General features: G+C 67.2%; 1 protein-coding gene. It reads right to left on the bottom strand.

Annotation, left to right across the window (positions count from 1 at the left end; all coding sequences use genetic code 11):
* A partial coding sequence (locus SB679_RS26610; protein WP_410705465.1) for a pyridoxal-phosphate dependent enzyme occupies positions 1–229 on the bottom strand: 229 nt, incomplete at both ends.

Here is a 229-nt window from a genome sequence, read left to right as displayed (position 1 = left end):
CCCTCGACCGTCTCGCCTTCTTCGCGCGCGGCATGGCGAATGCCCATTGCGATCTCGTCTTCGGTCAGCAGTACGACCTCGTCGAGCAGGTCGCGGCACAGCTGGAAGGTCACGCGGTTCGAGAGGCCGATACCGCCACCCAGCGAATCCGCCAGCGTCTCTTCCTCGCGCACGGCAACAGGTCTGCCGGCGGCGATCGATGCATGCATCGCCGCGCCGCGCTCCATCG

This window comes from Chryseobacterium sp. SIMBA_029, assembly GCF_046535275.1.
Lineage (GTDB): Bacteria > Bacteroidota > Bacteroidia > Flavobacteriales > Weeksellaceae > Chryseobacterium.
The sequence above is the reverse complement of the archived record's forward strand: the minus strand, read 5'-3'. Positions and strand labels throughout refer to the sequence as shown.